The following is a 15750-nucleotide window of genomic DNA, read 5'->3' on the forward strand; positions in this document are numbered from 1 at the left end:
CCGGTACGGCCCTTCGGCTCACTCCCCGCGGTCCGCCAGCTGCCGGACCGCGGCGGCGAAGAGGTCGCCGCGCTCGCCGTAGTTGGTGAACATGTCCATCGAGGCGCAGGCCGGTGCCAGCAGCACCGTGTCACCCGGCCGGGCGAGCGAGGCGGCCGTCCGGACGACCTCCGCCATCGCCACCGCGCCAGTCTGGCCCTCGGCCGCCTCGATCACCGGGACATCCGGAGCGTGTCGCTCCAGCGCCTCCCGGATCAGCGCGCGGTCCTCGCCGATCAGCACGGCGGCGCGCAGCCGCCCGGCCGCGCCCTGGACCAGGTCGTCGAAGGTCGCGCCCTTGGCCAGGCCGCCGGCGATCCAGACGACCGGCCGGAAGGCGGCCAGCGAGGCGGCGGCGGCGTGGGTGTTGGTGGCCTTGGAGTCGTCGACGTAGGTGACCTCGCCGACCACGCCGACCTCGGCGATCCGGTGGGCGTCCGGGCGGAAGGCCCGCAGGCCCTCGCGGACGGCCTTCGGCTCGACGCCGTACGCCCGGGCCAGCGCCGCCGCGGCGAGCGCGTTGGCGATGTTGTGCGGGGCGGCAGGACGGCGCGCAGCGCCCTCCTCGGAAGGGTGGTGGTGGGCGACGGGTGGGCTGACGTCCTCGACGGTGCCCAGCTCGGCCGCGTTCTTGGCCCGGTCGGCCACGAACGCGCGGTCCACCAGCAGCCCGTCCACCACCCCGAGGTTCGACAGGGCGGGCGCGCCGAGGCCGAAGCCGATCGCCCGGCAGCCCTCCTCGACGTCGGCCTCGCGGACCAGCGCCTCGGTGGCCGGGTCGGCCAGGTTGTACACGCAGGCGACGGTGTTGCCCTGGTAGATCCGGCCCTTGTCGGCGGCGTACGCCTCCATCGAGCCGTGCCAGTCGAGGTGGTCGGGGGCCAGGTTGAGCACGACCGCCGAGTGCGGGCGCAGCGAGGGCGCCCAGTGCAGCTGGTAGCTGGAGAGCTCGACGGCGAGCACGTCGTACGGCTCCTCGGCGAGGACCGCGTCCAGGACCGACACCCCGACGTTGCCGACGGCGGCGGTGCGCTTCCCGGCGGCGGTGAGGATCGAGGCGAGCATCTGGACGGTGGTGGTCTTGCCGTTGGTGCCGGTGACGGCCAGCCAGGGGGCGGGCTCGCCGGTGGCGGGCAGCGGCCGGCGCAGGCGCCAGGCGAGTTCGACGTCGCCCCAGACCTCGATGCCGGCCGCCGCGGCGGCGGCGAACAGCGGACGGTCGGGCGCCCAGCCGGGCGAGGTGACGACCAGCCGGGTGCCCTCGGGCAGGCTGTCGCCGTCGCCGAGGCGGACGGTGACGCCGAGCGCCTCCAGCTCGGCGGCCCGGGCGGTCAGGCCCGCGCCGCTGCCGCCGTCCACCACGGTGACGTGGGCGCCGAGGCCGTGCAGGACGCGCGCGGCGCTGATGCCGGAGACGCCGAGCCCGGCGACGACGACGGGCAGGTTCGCAAAGTCAGGGTTCGTCATCCGGTCCGGTATCCCGCGTAGAAGAGGCCGAGGCCGACGGCCACGCAGAGTCCCTGGATGATCCAGAACCGGACCACGACCAGGACTTCGCTCCAGCCCTTGAGTTCGAAGTGGTGCTGCAGTGGCGCCATCTTGAAGACGCGCTTGCCGGTCATCCGGAACGAGCCGACCTGGATGATCACCGACAGGGTGATGATCATGAAGAGGCCGCCGAGCAGGATCAGCAGCAGCTCGGTGCGCGAGCAGATCGCCAGACCGGCCAGGGCGCCGCCGAGGGCGAGCGAGCCGGTGTCGCCCATGAAGATCTTGGCGGGCGAGGTGTTCCACCAGAGGAAGCCGAAGCAGGAGCCCATCAGGGCGGCGGCGACCACCGCGAGGTCCAGCGGGTCGCGGACGTCGTAGCAGCTGACGGTCGCGGTGACGGAGTAGGCGCAGCTCTGCCCGTACTCCCAGACGCCGATGAAGGTGTAGGCGCCGAAGGCCATCACCGAGGCACCGGTGGCGAGGCCGTCCAGACCGTCCGTCAGGTTCACGCCGTTGGAGGTCGCGGCGATCATGAAGTAGGCGAAGATGACGAACAGCACGGGGCCGATCGACCAGCCGTAGTCCCGGACGAAGGACAGGTGCTGGGACGCCGGGGTGAGCCCGCGGTCGTCCTGGAACTGCAGCGCCAGCACGGCGAAGGCCAGGCCGACGATGGACTGGCCGGCCAGCTTCGCCTTGGCCCGCAGACCGAGCGAGCGGCGCTTGACCACCTTGATGTAGTCGTCCAGGAAGCCGACCAGGCCCAGACCGGTCGTCAGGAAGAGCACCAGCAGGCCGGAGGCCGTCGGGCTCTCGCCCGTTATCGCCTTGGTCCCGAAGTAGGCGATCAGGGTCGCCAGGATGAAGGCGATGCCGCCCATGGTGGGCGTGCCCTTCTTGCTGTGGTGCGCCTTCGGCCCGTCGTCGCGGATGTACTGGCCGTAGCCCTGCCGGGCGAGCAGCTTGATCAGGGCGGGGGTACCGACCAGCGACAGGATCAGGCCGATCATGCCGGAGAAGAGGATCTGCTTCATTACGCGGCCACACCGTCCGAGAGGAGGGCCTCGGCCACCTTCTCCAGCCCCACCGAACGGGACGCCTTCACCAGGACCACATCCCCCGGCCGAAGTTGACTGCGCAGCAGCTCGACCGCCGCGTCCGCGTCGGACACCAGCACCGACTCCTCACCCCACGAACCTTCGTTCCTCGCGCCGAGTTCCATGCAGGCCGCCTCGCGTCCACCGACCGCCACCAGCTTGGTGACGTCCAGTCGGACGGCGAGCCGCCCGATGGCGTCGTGCTCGGCCAGGCTCTCCTCGCCGAGCTCCCGCATCTCGCCGAGCACCGCCCAGGTGCGGCGGCGCTCCGGGCCGCGTCCCCCCATCGAGACCAGCGCCCGCAACGCGGCCCGCATCGAGTCGGGGTTCGCGTTGTAGGCGTCGTTGACGACGGTGACACCATCGGCCCGGTCGACGACCTCCATGCGCCAGCGGGACAGCGCACCCGCTTCGCCCAGGGCGGTCGCGGTGTCGTCGACGGACATCCCGAGCTCCACCGCCACCGCAGCGGCGGCGAGGGCGTTCGAGACGTGGTGCTCACCGTACAGGCGCAGCTGCACGGGCGCGGAACCGGCCGGGGTGGTGAGCCTGAAGGATGGCCGTCCGGCGGCGTCCAGCCGAACGTTCGTCGCCCGGACGTGGGCATCCGGGGATTCCCCGAACAGGACCACCTTCGCCCTGGTACGGCCGGCCATCGCGCGCACCAGCCGGTCGTCCGCGTTGAGGATCGCGGCGCCGTCGGCGGGCAGCGCCTCGACGAGTTCGCCCTTGGCCTCGGCGATCGCCTCCTGCGAGCCGAACTCGCCGACGTGCGCGGTGCCGACGTTCAGCACCACTCCGATCCGGGGCGGCGTGATCGAGGTGAGGTACTCGATGTCGCCCTTGTGCCGGGCGCCCATCTCCATGACCAGGTGCCGGGTGCCGGGCTCGACCCGCAGCGCGGTCATCGGGTGGCCGATCTCGTTGTTGAGCGAGCCGGGCGGGTAGACCGTGTCGCCGAGGCGCTGCAGCAGCTGGGCGATCAGGTCCTTGGTGCTGGTCTTGCCGGCCGAGCCGGTCAGCGCGACGACGGCGGTGCCCTCGGCGCGGGCGACCACGGCCCGGGCCAGCTTGCCGAGCGCGTCCACCACACTGTCGACCAGGACGGCGGGCACGCCGACCGGGCGGTCGGCCAGCACCGCGACGGCGCCGGCCCCGACCGCGACGTCCGCGTAGTCGTGGCCGTCCACGCGCTCGCCGACGAAGGCCGCGAACAGGCCGCCGGGGCGCACCTTCCGCGAGTCGACCTCGACCGGGCCGGTCACCAGGGCGCCGGGGTCGGCGCCGTCCAGGGTGCCCCCGACTGCGGCGGCCACCTCGGCGAGGGTCAGTGCGATCACTGCTGCTCTACTCCTCGGTCGCCCCGGGCGGCCGTGGTCTGCGTGATGGATTCGCGCAGCACCTCCCGGTCGTCGAAGGGGCGGATCTCGTCTCGTACGTACTGGCCAAGTTCGTGGCCCTTGCCGGCCACCAGCACGGTGTCCCCGGCGTGGGCGCGGGCGACGGCGATCCGGATCGCCTCGGCCCGGTCGGGGACGACCAGGACGGTCCCGCGCTCGGCCTCGGGCACCGCGGCGGCGCCGGTCAGCATGCTGGCGAGGATCGCCAGCGGGTCTTCGCTGCGCGGGTTGTCGCTGGTCAGCAGGGCGGTGTCGGCGAGCCGGGCGGCGATGGCGCCCATCGGGCCGCGCTTGTGCGGGTCCCGGTCTCCGCCGCAGCCGACGACGACGTGCAGCCGGCCCTTGGTGACCTCGCGCAGCGAGCCGAGGACGGCCTGGAGGGCGTCCGGCTTGTGCGCGTAGTCGACCACGGCGACGAACGCCTGCCCGGCGTCCACCCGCTCCAGCCGGCCCGGCACGCCGGGCACCGCGGCGACGCCGGCCACGGCCCGCTCCAGCGGCAGGCCGGCGGCGACCAGCAGGGTGATCGCGGCGAGCGCGTTGGCCACGTTGAACGGGCCGGGCAGCGGCACGGCCGCGTCGGCCTCGGCGCCGTCCGGGCCGAGCACCCGGAAGGTGGAGCCGACCGGGCCGAGCTGGACGTCCACGGCCCGCCAGTCGGCCTCGACGGCGCCGGTGGCGGAGAAGGTGGTCACCGGGATCTTGGCCTCGGCGGCCAGCCGGCGGCCGTACTCGTCGTCCACGTTGACCACGCCGTGGCGGGACTTGCCGGGCTGGAAGAGCCGGGCCTTCGCCTGGAAGTAGTCCTCCATGTCCGGGTGGAAGTCGAGGTGCTCGGGGGTGAGGTTGTTGAACAGGGAGACGTCGTACGTCACCCCGTCGGTGCGGCCGTAGACCAGCGCGTGGCTGGAGACCTCCATGGTCACCGCGTCCGCGCCGCGCTCGGCCATCACGCCGAGGATCGCGTGCAGGTCGGTGGCCTCGGGGGTGGTGCGCTCGCTCTTGATCCGCTCGTCGCCGACCCGCATCTCGACGGTGCCGATCACCCCGGGGGCGCGCCCGGCGCCGAGCAGGCCGCCCTCGACCAGGTAGGACGTGGTGGTCTTGCCGTTGGTGCCGGTCAGCCCGATCATCAGCAGCCGCTCGGAGGGGCGGCCGTAGACGGCTGCCGCGAGCTCGCCCATCCGGGCCCGCGGCCGGTCGACGACCAGCAGCGGCAGGCCGGTGCCGGCCGCCAGCTCGGCGCCGGCCGGGTCGGTGAGCAGCGCCGCCGCGCCCGCCGCCGCGGCCTGGGCCGCGAAGGCCGCGCCGTGGTGGTTGGCGCCGGGGAAGGCCACGTACACGTCGCCGGGGCGCACCGCCCGGGAGTCGTGGGTGACGCCGCTGACGAGGCCCCCCTCGACGGGATCGAGGCCCAGCTGGCGGGCCAGTTCGGCGAGCGGCAGGGCGGCGGTCCCGGCCGGGCGGGGCGGACTCACGGTGATTTGATCGGGTTTCGGCACGGCGGGAAGGCTATCCGCCGAAGGGTGTCCAGGGCCAAACCGGCCCTTCGCCGCGCCGCCGTCCGGCCCGACCCGCTCGTTGCTCATACTCGCTCACGGCTTCCACTCGACGGGCAGGTTGGGCGCCTGGCTGCCGCTGGGCGGGACCTGCATGGTCTTCAGGGTGAACTCCATCACCTGCTTGAACACCGGTCCGCACAGCTGGCCGCCGAAGTGGCCGTTGACCGGCCCCTGGAGGGTGCAGGAGACGGTGTACCGGGGGGCGTCGGCGGGGGCGAAGCCGATGAAGGAGGCGGTGTAGCCGTCGTAGCCCTTGCCGTTGGCGGCCCCCCGGTTGGCGGTGCCGGTCTTGCCGGCGACCCGGTAGCCGGGGATGGCGGCCTTGCCGCCGGTGCCCTGCTCGTCGTCGACGACCGACTCCAGCATCGAGGTGAGGGTCTTGGCGGTCTGTTCGCTGACCACCTGGGTCTGCTCGCCCGGCGGGGTCGCGGTGTACTTGCCGTCCGGGCTGGTGGTGCCCTGGACGATGCTGGGCGCGACCCGGACGCCGCCGTTGGCGATGGTCGAGTACACCGAGGTGGCCTGCAGCGCGTTCATCTGCAGCGGGCCCTGGCCGAAGGCGATGTTGTACTTCTCCGAGGCGACCAGGTCCCCCGGCTTCTTGAGCATCCCAGGGGTCTCGCCGGGGAAGTTCAGACCGGTCGGCTGGCCCACGCCGAACTTGCGCATGTAGCCGTCCAGCGTCTTGTTGACCTCCGACTGGTCGGCGCCGAGGGTCTCGACCGCCTCGATGGTGCCGATGTTGGAGGACTTGGCCAGCACCCCGGCCAGGGTCAGGTACCAGTCGCCGTGCTCAACGTCGTCCTTGAACTGCTGGCCGGCCCGGACCAGCCGGTTGGGCACGGTGACCTTGGTGTCCCAGTTGGCCTTGCCGGTGTCCAGGACGGCGGCCAGGCTCATCAGCTTGGCGGTGCTGCCCGGCTCGTACGCGTCGACCAGCGCGGCGTTGCCCATCTGGGACTGCTTGGCGGTGCTCAGGTCGTTCGGGTTGAAGCCGGGCGCGGTGGCCATCGCCAGGACCTGACCGGTCTTCACGTCCTGGACGACGACGTAGCCCTTCTCCGCCCCGGAGTTGGCGACCTGGTCGGTGAGCGCCCGCTGGGCGGCCCACTGGATGTCCCGGTTGATGGTCAGCTTCACGTCGGTGCCGGGCACGGCCGGGTCCATCGAGCCCCCGGCGGTGGGCACCAGCCGGCCGCCCGCCTGGGCGTAGCTGCTGTGCCCGTCCTTGCCGGCCAGCTGCTTCTGGTACTGGAGCTCCAGGCCGCCGGCGCCCTCGCCCTCACCGTTGACGAAGCCGACCAGGTTGGCGGCCAGGCCGTCGGCGGGGTAGATCCGCTTCTGGGTCTCCCGGTTGAACACCCCGGCCAGCGGGTTGGCGCACTCGTTGTCGACCCGGGTGCGTCCGCCCTGGTCGGCGGCCTTGGTCAGCAGCCGCTTCTGGGCCTGGCAGGTCCGCGAGCCGGCCTGCTTCTCCAGGCCCGCCTTGAGGTCGCTGATCTGGCTCTTGGTGGCCGGGGTCTGCTGGGCGGCGAGCCGCTTGTAGCGGGTCTTGGGGGTGTGCAGGTCGGCGGCGATCTTGTCCTTGGGCACGCCGAGGATCGGCGCCAGCAGGGCGGCCGCCTGCTCCGGGGCGTCCGGGATGCCGGTCGCCGCCGGGGTGAACATCGCCGGGTCGGCGGTGATGTCGTACGCGTCGACGGTGGCGGCCAGCGCCACCCCGTCGGAGGACGTTATCGAGCCGCGCTCGGCGGTGATCGGGATGTTCAGGTAGCGGTTGGTGTTGGCGTCGGCGGCCAGCGCGTCGGAGTCCAGCAGCTGGAGCTGTACCAGGCGGCCCGCGAACACCGAGAACACCAGCGACATCACCACGGTGATCACCCGCAGGCGGCGCTTGGGCTCGGCCAGCCGGAGCGCCTTGGGGCGCAGCGGGCGGCGCGGCCGGACGGCGGCCTGGCTCCGGGCCGGCGGGCGGCCCTCGGGGCGGCGCTGCTGCGGTGCCCGGGGCGTACGGGCGGCGGCGGCCTTGGCGGGCTGGCCCTTGGCCGGCTGCCCCTTCGCGGACTGTCCCTTGACGGGTTGTCCCTTCGCGGGCTGGGCCTTGCCGGCGGACTGGCCGCGCGGCGCGGCCGCGCGGGGCGCGGCGCCCTTGGGCGGCTGGCGGCGGCCGTTGCCGGAGCCTCCGGACGGCTGACGTGGCGTGCTCATCGGCCCGCACCTCCGGTCGACGGCGCGGCCGGGGAGGCCGGGTTGATCTGGACCACGGAGTCACCGGCCGTCGCCGCCGGGCTCGGCGCGCCCGGGGGGGCGCTCGCCGGGGGCGCACCCGCCGGGGCGCTCGGCGCCGGCTGCTTCATCGGCCACGGGTCGACCGTCGAGCGCTTGACCGGCGGGCTGTCCTGCGCCGGTCCGGGCGTGCCGATCACCTTGCCGCCGTTCGGGACGTCCAGGAAGGCCATCCCGCCGGCCGGGACCATGCCCAGCTCGGCGGCCCGCCGCGCCAACGCGTCCGGCGCCGAGCTCTGGTCGATCTGGTGCTGGAGGCCCTGCTTCTCGTCGGTCGCCACGGTGGTCTGCTTCTGCAGCCGGGACAGTTCGAAGGAGCCCTCGTTGAGCGCCGTGTTCAGCGCCAGCAGCCCGAGCAGCCCCGCCGCGAGCAGCACCACCACGAGCACCGCGAACGGCGTGCGGCCCCGCACCGGACGCCGCCCCGGCCGGACCGTGATCCGCGCCCTGCCCTGTCCGGGGAACGATCCCCGCCCCGCCCGGACCCCACCGGCCACCGGCCCCACTGCTCTCCTCCGCCCTTCGGACCCCGCCGGGGCCAACGTTTCAGCCCCGCTTGCTACGGTCCCTGATCCTCTCCGCCACCCGCAGCCGTACGGGCGCGGCGCGCCGGTTCTCCTCGATCTCCTCCTCCGTGGCCAGCTCGGCACCACGGGTGATCAGCTTGAGCCAGGGCTGGTGCTCCTCCGGGATGAACGGCAGCCCCGGCGGCGCGGTGTTGGTCGACCCGGCGGCGAAGTACTGCTTCACCAGCCGGTCTTCCAGCGACTGGTAGGACATCACGACCATCCGACCGCCGATCGCCAGGGCCTCCAGCGCACCGGGAATCGCCCGGTCCAGGACCTCCAGCTCGCCGTTGACCTCGATCCGCAGCGCCTGGAACGTCCGCTTGGCCGGGTTCCCGCCGGTCCGGCGGGTCGCCGCCGGAATGGCGTTCCGCACCAACTCGACCAGACGCGCGCTGTTGGTGAACGGTTCCTTCTCCCGCTCCCGGAGGATCACCGAGGCGATCTTCCCGGCGAACCGCTCCTCGCCGTAGACCTTGAGGATCCGGGCCAGGGCACCGTGGCTGTAGGTGTTCAACACCTCCGCCGCGCTGATCCCCCGGGTCTGGTCCATCCGCATGTCCAGCGGCGCGTCCTGCGCGTACGCGAAACCGCGATCGGCCTCGTCCAGCTGCATCGAGGAGACGCCGAGGTCGAACAGGACGCCGTCCACCCGGTCGATGTCCAGGCGCTCCAGCACCTCGGGGATCTCGTCGTAGACGGCGTGCACCAGGGTGGCCCGGTCTCCGAAGGGCGCCAGCCGCTCGCCGGAGAGCTTCAGCGCCTGCGGGTCGCGGTCCACCGCGACCAGCCGCACCTCGGGGAACTGGGTGAGCAGCGCCTCGCTGTGCCCGCCGAGGCCGAGGGTGGCGTCCACCACCACCGCCCCGGGGCGCGAGATCGCCGGAGCCAGGGCGTCCATGCACCGCTGCAGCATGACCGGAACGTGCTTGGGGCCCGGATCGTTGGTGGTCATGCGCGGTGGCGCCCTTCCTCAGGTGCGGAGCAGCCCGACGACCGGGAGCTCCGACCATTCTCGCCCACCACTGCACGACGCGACGACGCGGCCCGTGGTCCCCGCCCGCTCCAGGGGGAAGATCGTGACCGCCCGGCGCCGGGGAAGGTGCGCCAGGTGGGCACGGAGCGGGTGGAGGCCACGGGCCGCATCAACCGGGCCACCCAGGCCGGAAAAGCCCGGTTGACGGGATCCGGCGGGTGTGCTCCACTGCGCCGCAAACTCTATCGCGCGGGCCCCGCCAGTCAATGGTCCGCTCCGGCGCACCACCCGGGCGGCGGTACGGATCACCGCAGGTCGCAGCCATGGGAGTGGCCCCGCGGAGGTGCCGGCCGGGGGCCCGCGGGAGCGGCCGCGCGCCCCACCCGCGCACCCGCCCCGCGGGCGCTCCGGGACCAGCCCGGACAAACCCTCCCGAACGCGTGGAACGGTCCGCCTGTTGTGGCTATGCGCTCGATCACAGCGGCCCGATCTGTAGCTCTCCTCCCCACCGCGGACGCCCGAATCGCACTAACGTCGCCACCATGACAGTGACCCCCGACCGGCCGACGCCGACCGACGCTGCCGACTCCCCGCGACCCGCCATCATCGACCGCTTCGTCACGGACAACCGCGAGTACGCCGTGACCTTCCGGGACGGCGGCATGGACGCCCGCCCGGTCCAGAAGATCGCCGTGGTGGCGTGCATGGACGCCCGCCTCGACCTGTTCGCGGCGCTCGGCCTCGAACTGGGCGACGCCCACGTCATCCGCAACGCGGGCGGCGTCGTCACCGACGACACCATCCGCTCCCTCACCATCAGTCAGCGCGCCCTCGGCACCCGCTCGGTCGCGCTGATCCACCACACCGGCTGCGGCCTGCTCGGGCTGACCGAGGACTTCCGCCGCGAGCTGGAGCTGGAGGTCGGCCAGCGCCCGCAGTGGGCGGTGGAGGCCTTCGTCGACCTCGACGGCGACGTCCGCCAGTCCATGCAGCGGGTCCGCACCTCGCCCTTCCTGCTGCACACCGACGACGTCCGCGGCTTCGTCTTCGACGTCCACACCGGGCTCCTGCGCGAAATCCACTGAACCCCGTACCCGCACCACCGCCCCGCACCGCGCACCGCCCGGCCAACGGCGTCCGGGCATCCGGGGCCGTCCCGAGGGTGACTTCTGGTCACCGGTCAGGGGAGAATGCGCCTGCCGGTCAGACCCCGAACCACCTGGGGCGGCCAGGCCGCAGGCCGCTACCCCGGCACCGGATTCCCGACGGAACCGCCCCCGGGAAGGCCGCGTCAAGCATGGGGTGGGGTCCGGCCTCGGGGTGAGGCGGGCACAGGGTGCCAGGGAGCGTATACGGGTGACGAGCTACAGCGATCAGGCCGGTCTCGGCAGTCCTGCGGGGGGCGGCCAGGGGACGGACGGGTACCACCGGGCCGGACTTCCCGAGCTCGCCGCGGTCGTGGACCGGATCCGCGCCAACATCGAGAGCGTGATCGAGGGCAAGCCGGAGGCCGTCCGGGTCGCACTGACCGTCCTGCTCGCCGAGGGCCACCTGCTGCTGGAGGACGTGCCCGGCGTCGGCAAGACCATGCTGGCCAAGGCGCTCGCCCGCTCGGTCGACTGCACCGTCCGCCGCATCCAGTTCACGCCCGACCTGCTGCCCTCGGACGTCACCGGCACCAACATCTACGACCAGCACCAGCGCGACTTCGAGTTCCGCCCGGGCGCGATCTTCGCGCAGATCGTGGTCGGCGACGAGATCAACCGCGCCTCGCCCAAGACCCAGTCCGCGCTGCTGGAGTCGATGGAGGAACGCCAGGTCACCATCGACGGCACCAGCTACGAGCTACCCTCGCCGTTCATGGTCGTGGCCACCCAGAACCCGGTCGAGATGGAGGGCACCTACCCCCTGCCGGAGGCCCAGCGGGACCGTTTCATGGCCCGGATCTCGATCGGCTACCCCAGCCCCGAGGCCGAGTTCGCGATGCTCGACGTGCACTCCGGCGCCAGCCCCCTGGAGGACCTCCAGCCGGTGGCGCACGCCGCCGACATCCTCAAGCTGGTCGACCTGGTGCGCAGCGTGCACATCGCCGACCCGGTCCGCCGCTACGCCGTCGACCTGGTCGGCGCCACCCGAACCAGCCACGAGCTGCGTCTGGGCGCCTCGCCGCGCGCCACCCTGCACCTGGTCCGGGCCGCCCGCGCCGCCGCCGCGCTCGACGGGCGCGACTACGTCACCCCGGACGACATCCAGCGCCTGGCCGTGCCCGTCCTCGCGCACCGCCTGATGCCGACCGCCGAGACCCAGCTCAGCCGCCGCACCGCCGAGCAGATCGTGACCGACCTGGTCGCCCGGCTGCCGCTGCCGCGCCCGCAGGGCGGCCCGGCCGTCCGGAGGGGCTGAGGTGGCCCCGTCCGACCCGACGTCAGGTCTGCGGACCGGGCTGCGCGGCCTCACCACCCGGGGGCGCTCCTTCCTCGCCGCCGGCGTCACCGCGGTCGGCTGCGCCTACCTGCTCGACCAGGACGCGCTGCTGCGCGTCGGCGTGCTGCTCGCCGCGCTGCCGCTGGCCGCCGCGCTGGTGGTCGCCAACACCCGCTACCGGGTGGCCAGCGGCCGCCGGCTGAGCCCGCGTCGCGCGGTGGCCGGCCAGGAGGCCCGGGTCCACCTGCGGGTCGACAACGTCTCCCGGGTGCCCACCGGGCTGCTGCTCCTGGAGGACAAGGTCCCGTACGTGCTCGGGCCGCGCCCGCGCTTCGTGCTGGACCGGGTCGAGCCGCGCGGCCACCGCGAGGTCTCCTACCGGGTCCGCTCCGACCTGCGCGGCCGCTACCCGCTCGGGCCGCTCCAGCTGCGGCTGTCCGACCCGTTCGGGATGTGCGAGGTGAACCGTTCCTTCTCCGCCTCCGACGTCCTCACCGTCGTCCCCCAGGTCCAGGCCCTGCCGCACGTGCGGCTGAGCGGCGAGTGGGGCGGCCAGGGCGAGAGCCGTGCCCGCACCCTGGCGCTGGCCGGCGACGACGACGTGATCCTGCGCGAGTACCGGCCCGGCGACGACCTGCGCCGGGTGCACTGGAAGTCCACCGCCCGGTACGGCGAACTGATGGTGCGCCGCGAGGAGCAGCCGCAGCGGGCCCGCGCGACCGTCCTGCTGGACACCCGGGAGATCGGCCACCGCGGCATCGGCCCCGCCTCCTCCTTCGAGTGGGCCGTGAGCTGCGCCGCCTCGGTCGCCGTGCACCTGCTGGAGCGCGGCTACCAGACCCAGCTGCTCACCGACACCGGCCAGTGGGTGCCCGGCCCCGGCGCCGGCGGCGGCAACACCGCGGCCGACGCCTCCGGGCTGATCCTGGACGCGCTCGCGGTGGCCGACCTGTCCGACGGCGCCGGCCTCTCCCGCGCAGAGGAGCCGCTGCGCGCCGGCGGCGAGGGGCTGCTGGTCGCCGTACTCGGCGAACTCGACGAGGCGCAGACCGCCCGGCTGGCCCGGCTGCGCAGCCGCACCGGCGGGGCCGTCGCGTTCCTCCTCGACACCGGCACCTGGGCGGGCCTGCGGATGCTCGCCCCCGACACCGGCGGCGACGAGTTCCGCAACCGGGTCCGGCAGCTGCGCGAGGCCGGCTGGACCGTCCTGCCGGTCAGCTCCGGGGACTCCGTCCCGGACCTCTGGCAGGCCGCCGACGGCGCCAAGACGACCTCCCCCTACCGAGAAGAGGCCGGCGCGTGACCACCCGGGCCAAACTGACCGTCTACTCGGCGCTGGCCACCGCCCTCGCGTCGCTCTGCCTGACCCCGCTGCTCACCACCAGGAGCTGGATCACCCACGCCTTCCTGGTGATCGCGGTGATCGCGGCGGTCGGCGCGGGCCTGCGGCGGGCCCCGCTGTACCGCTGGACGGTGCCCGTCGGCCAACTGCTGGTGCTGTTCCTGCTGATCCTGATCGGCTTCGCCGGCTCCGGCTCGCTGCTGGGCGGCGTGGTGCCCGGGCCGTCCTCGCTGCGCGCCCTCGACCACGTCATCAACTCCGGCCTGGACGACATCCAGGTGTACGCCATCCCGGCGCCGCCCAACCCCGGCCTGCGGCTGATCCTGGTCACCTCGGTCGGCCTGGTCGCCGTCGTGGTGGACACCGTCGCCGTGACGTACCGGCGCTCGGCGCTGGCCGGGCTGCCGCTGCTGGCGCTGTACTCGGTCGGCAACGGGCTCTCCGGGGACCACGGCAGCTGGCTCTGGTTCGCCCTGGCGTCGGCCGGCTACCTGGTGCTGCTGTTCGCCGAGGGGCAGGACCGGGTCTCCCGCTGGGGCCGGGTCTTCCACGGCGGCTCGCGCGACGGGACGAGCTCCGGCCGGGTCAGCCCGGGCGGCCAGCAGGTCGGCGTCCTCGCGCTGGTCGCGGCGCTGCTGCTGCCGGTCGTCCTGCCGCACTGGGACTCCGGCCTGCTGAGCCCCGACTCCGGCGGGTCCTCGGGCAAGAGCTCCATCGGGTCGGCCACCAGCCTCGACCCGCTGGTCAGCCTGGAGTCGGCGGTCACCAAGCCCACCAACAACGAACTGCTCAGCTACACCCTGGACAGCGAGATCGCCGACCAGATCTACCTGCGCACCGGGGCGCTGGACCAGTTCGACGGCACCAACTGGCGGCTCGGCAGCACCACGGTCAACGACCTCCCGTCCTCCTTCCCCGCCCCCGAGGGCCTGCGGGACGCCAACCTCCCCCGGATCGAGGGCGACTTCCAGATCAGCGACCGGCTGGAGAAGAGCTGGCTGCCGATGCCCTACCCGGCCGCCTCCGTCCAGGTCCCCAACCGGTCCGACTGGAAGCTCGACCCGCTCACCCGCACCGTCCTGCCGACCAACGACCGGGCGATCCGCAGCCTGCGCTACCACGTCAGCGCGCTGGACGTGCGGCCCACCGCGAACGAGCTGCGCACCGCGTCGACCGCGCCGCAGGACATCCGGGACCACTACACCGGCCTCCCCCAGGACCTCCCGCCGGTCGTCGCGCAGCAGGCCCACGAGGTCACCGCCAAGGCGACGAACGACTACGACCGGGCGATGGCGCTGGTGAGCTGGTTCACCGGCCCGCAGTTCCAGTACGACACCGCGGTCAACGGCGGCACCGGCAGCAACGCGATCGCGGTCTTCCTGCGCGACCGCAAGGGCTTCTGCGTCCACTTCGCCTCCACCATGGCGGCGATGGCCCGCACCCTGAAGATCCCGTCCCGGGTGGCCGTCGGCTTCACCCCCGGCGACGCCAAGGGCGGCAACGTCTACTCGGTGACCGGCCGGATGTACCACGCCTGGCCCGAGCTGTACTTCTCGGGCTACGGCTGGCTGCGCTTCGAGCCCACCCCGAGCCGCGGCGTCCAGCCCCGCTACACCGAGCAGTCCACCACCCCGACCACCGCGCCGACCCAGCAGCCGACCGCCTCCGCGCAGAGCTCGGCGCCGGTCGCGGCGCCGACCGACAGCAAGGACTGCGACGCGAAGCAGCGCCAGCTGGGTGAGTGCGGCGGCAGGAGCAAGGCCGTCAGCAGCGCCGCCGAGGACTCCTGGCTGCTGTCCGGGCAGGTCCTGGGCAGCGCCGCCGTGGTGGTGCTGGTGATCGCGCTGCTGCTGGTGCCGATGCTCTGGCGGTCGGCGCTGCGCCGGCGCCGGCTCGGCCCCGGCGGCCGGCGCGGCCCCGGCGGCGGCCCGGCCGAGCTCACCGACGCCCAGGTGCTGGCCGCCTGGGACGAACTGATCGACTCCGCCTGGGACCTCGGAATTCCCCCGGACGAGTCACGCACCCCGCGCTCGGCCGCCCGGCGGATCACCGAGAAGGCCGAGCTGGACGCGGACTCGGCGGCGGCCGCCGGGCGGCTGGCGCTGGCCACCGAACGGGTGCTCTACGCCCCGGCCGGCCAGGTCACCACCGCCCCGCTGTCGGCGGACGTCCGGACCGCCCGGCAGGGCCTGCGGGCCACCGCCGGCCGGGCCGGGCGGACCAGGGCGGTGCTGCTGCCGCCGTCCTCGGCCCAGCTGTGGTGGCGGATCTCGGACGCCCTGCGGGCGGCCCGGGAGGCGGTCGGCACCAGCGTCGGCCGGGTGTCCGCCGCGGTCACCGGCCCGGTGCGGCGGGTGGTCTCCCGGCGCAAGCGCAAGCCGGAGTCCGAGCAGGCCTCCAGGGAGTCCTGAGCGGGGCCCGGGCGAACGGGCCGTCGCGCGGACGCGGGAACGCCGGGGGGGGGCGGGGGGGGGCGGGCCCCCCCGGGGGGGGGGCCGCGGGGGGGGGGCCCCGCGGGGGGGGGGGGGGCGGCGCCGGAGCCGGCGGCCGGCGCGGGGCGGCCGCGC

The 15750-nt window shown here is 73.9% G+C and carries 11 protein-coding genes; 4 read left to right on the plus strand and 7 right to left on the minus strand.

Translation table 11 applies throughout. The annotated features are described in order from the left end of the window. Nucleotides 1–18: 18 nt before the first annotated feature. The 7 genes from murD to rsmH all read right to left on the minus strand — a co-directional run bounded on the left by murD (nt 19) and on the right by rsmH (nt 9396). A complete protein-coding gene (gene murD / locus ACIOGZ_RS27640; RefSeq protein WP_363628777.1) occupies nt 19–1506 on the minus strand; it encodes a UDP-N-acetylmuramoyl-L-alanine--D-glutamate ligase in 1488 nt (495 codons plus the stop codon). Beyond that, on the minus strand, nt 1503–2564 hold the full coding sequence (gene mraY, locus ACIOGZ_RS27645; protein ID WP_350884360.1) for a phospho-N-acetylmuramoyl-pentapeptide-transferase: 1062 nt from the start codon (nt 2562–2564) through the stop codon (nt 1503–1505). The genes murD and mraY overlap by 4 nt, the downstream gene beginning before the upstream one ends. Continuing rightward, on the minus strand, nt 2564–3967 hold the full coding sequence (murF, locus tag ACIOGZ_RS27650; RefSeq protein ID WP_400987816.1) for a UDP-N-acetylmuramoyl-tripeptide--D-alanyl-D-alanine ligase: 1404 nt from the start codon (nt 3965–3967) through the stop codon (nt 2564–2566). The genes mraY and murF overlap by 1 nt, the downstream gene beginning before the upstream one ends. Beyond that, complete coding sequence (locus ACIOGZ_RS27655) at nt 3964–5616, minus strand: UDP-N-acetylmuramoyl-L-alanyl-D-glutamate--2,6-diaminopimelate ligase (protein ID WP_079135533.1); 1653 nt, start codon at nt 5614–5616, stop codon at nt 3964–3966. Before ACIOGZ_RS27655 ends, murF begins: the two co-directional genes overlap by 4 nt. Before the next feature lie 6 nt (nt 5617–5622). Next, nucleotides 5623–7797, minus strand: a complete 2175-nt coding sequence (locus ACIOGZ_RS27660; protein ID WP_363582928.1) for a penicillin-binding protein 2 — start codon at nt 7795–7797, stop codon at nt 5623–5625. Continuing rightward, complete coding sequence (locus ACIOGZ_RS27665) at nt 7794–8288, minus strand: hypothetical protein (protein WP_363582930.1); 495 nt, start codon at nt 8286–8288, stop codon at nt 7794–7796. The genes ACIOGZ_RS27660 and ACIOGZ_RS27665 overlap by 4 nt, the downstream gene beginning before the upstream one ends. Before the next feature lie 133 nt (nt 8289–8421). Further along, nucleotides 8422–9396, minus strand: a complete 975-nt coding sequence (rsmH, locus tag ACIOGZ_RS27670) for a 16S rRNA (cytosine(1402)-N(4))-methyltransferase RsmH (RefSeq protein WP_363582932.1) — start codon at nt 9394–9396, stop codon at nt 8422–8424. 563 nt (nt 9397–9959) lie between these two features. On the opposite strand from rsmH, the gene ACIOGZ_RS27675 reads away from it, so the two are divergent. The 4 genes from ACIOGZ_RS27675 (at nt 9960) to ACIOGZ_RS27690 (ending at nt 15594) form a co-directional block, all read left to right on the plus strand. Then, nucleotides 9960–10502: a carbonic anhydrase gene (locus tag ACIOGZ_RS27675; RefSeq protein WP_063347243.1), complete on the plus strand. Its 543-nt coding sequence runs from the start codon at nt 9960–9962 to the stop codon at nt 10500–10502. 373 nt (nt 10503–10875) lie between these two features. Continuing rightward, on the plus strand, nt 10876–11820 hold the full coding sequence (locus tag ACIOGZ_RS27680) for a MoxR family ATPase (RefSeq protein WP_363583028.1): 945 nt from the start codon (nt 10876–10878) through the stop codon (nt 11818–11820). Nucleotide 11821: 1 nt separating this feature from the next. Beyond that, complete coding sequence (locus ACIOGZ_RS27685; protein ID WP_363582934.1) at nt 11822–13144, plus strand: DUF58 domain-containing protein; 1323 nt, start codon at nt 11822–11824, stop codon at nt 13142–13144. Beyond that, the gene (locus ACIOGZ_RS27690; RefSeq protein WP_363582936.1) at nt 13141–15594 is read left to right on the plus strand and encodes a DUF3488 and transglutaminase-like domain-containing protein; all 2454 of its coding nucleotides are present in this window, start codon (nt 13141–13143) and stop codon (nt 15592–15594) included. Before ACIOGZ_RS27685 ends, ACIOGZ_RS27690 begins: the two co-directional genes overlap by 4 nt. The last annotated feature ends 156 nt before the right edge of the window (nt 15595–15750 follow it).

Origin of the sequence: Kitasatospora sp. NPDC088160 (genome assembly GCF_044741445.1) — a bacterium.
In the GTDB taxonomy this organism is placed as follows: domain Bacteria; phylum Actinomycetota; class Actinomycetes; order Streptomycetales; family Streptomycetaceae; genus Kitasatospora.